A 3,775-nucleotide genomic window follows, 5' to 3' on the forward strand; every position below is an offset into this window, starting at 1 on the left:
CGGAGAGTCCCGTAGCTTTTCCTCGTTGTCTTACCAGCAGCCGGATGGAGATGAGATGGGAGTCTTGTGCAGCGACAGGCGGTCCCGGACCAGCGCGATCGGGGCGTCCAGCAGCCGGATCGGCTCCGGCTCCCGGAAGCCCCTTGGGTTCGCCTTTGCGCCCGCGATAAGTCAGGGTGCGGTGGATCAGCCGGCTGCGTTCGCCCGGCCGGTAGCGGCACAATCCGGCCACCGGCACCCGTACGGTGCCTTTCGCGGTCACCTTCACCACGGGTGTTTCTCCTCTGGGCGCCCAGGTAGTGGCCCTGTGCGCTTTCAGTGCCTGGCCGCTCTCGTCGGCGAAGCAGATCCAGGCGGCCGAGCGGGCGACGATTCTTTCATCGCCGGCCGCTGATACCGGCGCCAGTGCGCGGTGGCCGGCTGGTCTCGCTCGATCGCCCGGTGGATCGGCAGTTGAGCGGTGAAGTCGAGCCGGCACATCGCCTGTCACGCGGTCGTGATCGCGACCCGGATGGGGAACATCGTCGCGATCAACGCCACGATCCGGGCCAACGTCCAGCGCTGGTCCTCGCGGTAGCCGGCGGCGGCCGGGCCCAGCTCGAGCCGAGCCTTGAGCCGGGCCGGCTGCTCGTCGGACAGCTTCGGGTCCGGCCCGGCCGGGCCGCGCGCGGCCAACGCCTGCGCACCGCTGGCGACCCAGGGCCGCCGCCACTGATCCGCCGACTTCGTCGAATCCTCTGGCAGCCCGGTTACCTCGACTGCCGACCTGCCCTGCGTGAACAACGCCACCGCCCGCTGCCGCACTCGTTCCCGACGCTCTAGCTCCGCCTGGTCAATGCCACCGCCGTCGCCGTATCGCATGCGACCAGCAGACCCGGCGATCGACCTCCAAGACGATCACCCGCAAGCGTCACAGTGCATCAGACACAGACCCCACCCCAAAAGGTGTCTAGGCGGCTCCGGCCGGAGCGAGCACGATGTCGAAGCGGACGCGCGACCACTCCCGGTCGCCCAGGTCGCGGCCGTCCGGCGTTGGGGAGCCCGGCGCCCGCACCTCGAACTCCTTCACCAGCGAGTCGCGCACGCCGAAGACCGCGTCGGAGGAGAGCCGTTTGTCGCCGCGTACGAAAATGTGCGTGACCAGCGTGCGCAAGCCCGCCGCCTCGACCATGAAATGCAGGTGGGAAGCCCGCATGGGCGACCGGCCGGTCGCCTCGAGGAGGCGGCCCACCGGGCCGTCGTGGGGAATCGGATAGGGCGTCGGAGTGATCGCCCAGAACCGGTAACCGCCGTCGTCGTCGGTGCGGAGGTGGCCGCGGGCGGCGACCCGGTTGTCGCTGTATTGAACGTCGTAGAGGCCGTCGTCGTCGGCCTCCCACACCTCGATCAGCGCGCCCGGCACCGGCCGGCCCTCGGTGTCGGTGACCGTGCCCTCGACCCAGCACGGCTCGCCCGGCGCGCCGCCCGAGATGTCTCCGCCGAGCGCGAACGCCGGCGAGCGCTCGGTGAAGAACGGCCCGACCACGGTGGCCTCGGTGGCGTCCGCGTACGCCTGGTTGTTGATCGTGATGGTCTGCATCGACACGCCGAGCACGTCGGAGAGCAGGATGAACTCCTGGCGGCGACCGTCGGTGATGTGACCGGTCGCGGTGAGGAAGTCGATCGCCTGCTGCCACTCCTTCTCGGTCAGCCGCACCTCGCGGGCGAAGGCGTGCAGGTGCCGGGTGAGCGCCTCCATCAACTCCTTGAGCCGAGGGTCGGGGGTGCCGCCGAACGACTCGACAACCCTCTCGGTGAGCTGTTCTTCCCGCTGTTGCTGCTCGCTCACGCTTGCCCCTTCGAGAGGATCGTTTCCATGGCCGCCCGGACGGCACTTTCGGGGTCGGCCGGCATGGTGGTCGCGCGCCAGCCGATGTGCTTGTCGGGACGCACCAGCAGCACGCCGTCCTCCTCGACCCCGCGCAGCCGGGCCCAGTCGTAATAAAGGTCGGTCACCGCGCGCCCGGGCCCGATCACCACGGTCTCCAAACTTACGCCCAGCTCGTCGCCGACCTTCGCCGCGGCGCCGGCCCACCCCTCACCGGCGATGCCCGTGAACAGCGTGAACCGGGTCATCGGGGCCAGATCGAGCGTCGACACCCGGCCCTTCTGGCTGCCGACCCACGCGTGCGGGAGGCGGGCGCCCGGCACGGCGCTCGGCTCGAAATACAGCTCGGGGTCCCGCGTCGGCTCCGCCCTCGTGCTGCCGTCCGGAACGACCGCCGACGAGGTGTAGAACTGGCCCATCTCCACCCCGTGCGCGTTGAACTCGTAGTGCTTGAGCTCCATCGCCTCGACCAGGGCCGCCCGCTTCGCCGCGCCGGCCGGGGTGTTGGCCTTCCGCTCCTCGATCGCGGCCGCCATCGCGGTCTCGTCCTCGGCGTCGAGCAGGCCCAGCACCTCGAAGAACTGCACGAACTCCCGGCTCGACTTGTTGGCCCGCAGAACGATCTGCTCGGCGATCGGCGCACGCTCCTCCGAGTATGTCTCCAGCAGCCCCGAACCCGCCTGCTGCTTGAGCACGGCGGCCAGCTTCCAGGCCAGATTGTACGAATCCTGGATCGAGGTGTTCGACCCGAGACCGTTCGACGGCGGGTGACGGTGCACGGCGTCGCCGACACAGAAGACGCGACCGCTCTGCAGGTGAGTCGCAAACATCTCGTTGTTGCCCCACAACGACGTGCCGGTGATCTCGACGTCGATGTCGGGCAGACCGAGCAGATTGCGGACGATCTCCTTCGCCGCGTCGTCGTCGACCTCGGGCGGCGGCCGGCTGATGTCGTAACCCCAGACGATCAGCCACTCGTTCCACGGGCGGACCATCCGGACCAGCCCGGCGCCGATCCCGCCCACGTTGGAACCGGGCTGGATCACCCAGTAAAGGACGCTCGGCCGGTGGCCGACGTGCTGCGAGATGTCGGCCTTGAAGGTGATGTTCATCGAACCGGCGATGTCCATCGCCCCCTGCATCGGCAGGCCGATATCCTCGGCGACCTGGGAACGGGCACCGTCGGCGCCGATCAGATATTTCGCCCGGATCGTGTAGGTCTCACCGCTCAGACGGTCGTGCACCTCGACGGTGACGCCGTCGGCATCCTGCGTGTGGCCCCGGTATTCGGTCGAGAAGCGCAGCTGGGCGCCCCGGGCGGCGGCGTTCCGCACGAGGATCGGCTCAAGATAGGTCTGCGGGATGTCCACCGGCAGGCACGGAGAGGCCAGACGGTAGTCGGCCTCGCGCGCGGGATGGGTGCCCCACGTCAGGATGCGGCCGATCTCCTCGCCGGCGATCGAGGTGCAGAAGACGGTGTCGCCCATCAGGTCGTGGGGGGTGGCGTCGGCTTGGACCTGATCTTCGATGCCTAGGTCGCGGAAGATCTCCATGGCTCGTTGGTTGGTGATGTGGGCCCTCGGGGTGTTGGCCGTCCATCGGTATTTGGTGATCACTACGGTGGGTATGCCTAGGGTGGCCAGGAAGAGTGCTGCGCTTGCGCCGGCTGGGCCGGAGCCGACTACGACCACGTCGGTGTGGATCTCGGTCATCGCTTTCCGTCCCCTGGGTTTCGGTGGTTCGGTCATTCTGGAGGGTCGGTGGTGTCATCTCGGTGTCTTGGGCTGGAACGCGATAGTTCGGCGGAATCGGTTGGGGTTTCTTGCGCTGGGACGTGAGCCGGGAGATGGGCCCAAGGTCGGGGGTAAAAGGGCATTTTCGAGGTGGGGCCCGCGCACCGCGCCACCG

Annotated in this window: 3 protein-coding genes and 1 pseudogene; all 4 read right to left on the reverse strand. The window is 68.6% G+C overall.

Annotated features, from left to right (window positions below):
• Positions 1-271 (reverse strand): annotated as a pseudogene (locus tag AB0M88_RS52960) (hypothetical protein); the annotation flags it as partial.
• Positions 272-486: 215 nt separating this feature from the next.
• A complete protein-coding gene (locus AB0M88_RS52965; protein ID WP_364116190.1) occupies positions 487-675 on the reverse strand; it encodes a hypothetical protein in 189 nt (62 codons plus the stop codon).
• Between the two features lie 274 nt (positions 676-949).
• A complete protein-coding gene (locus AB0M88_RS52970; protein WP_364116193.1) occupies positions 950-1,828 on the reverse strand; it encodes an intradiol ring-cleavage dioxygenase in 879 nt (292 codons plus the stop codon).
• Positions 1,825-3,579 (reverse strand): FAD-dependent monooxygenase, encoded by a 1,755-nt coding sequence (locus tag AB0M88_RS52975; RefSeq protein ID WP_364116196.1) that lies wholly within the window; start codon positions 3,577-3,579, stop codon positions 1,825-1,827. Before AB0M88_RS52975 ends, AB0M88_RS52970 begins: the two co-directional genes overlap by 4 nt.
• Positions 3,580-3,775 lie beyond the last annotated feature (196 nt).

The sequence above is a fragment of the Actinoplanes sp. NPDC051411 genome (genome assembly GCF_040682075.1).
Classification (GTDB): domain Bacteria; phylum Actinomycetota; class Actinomycetes; order Mycobacteriales; family Micromonosporaceae; genus Actinoplanes.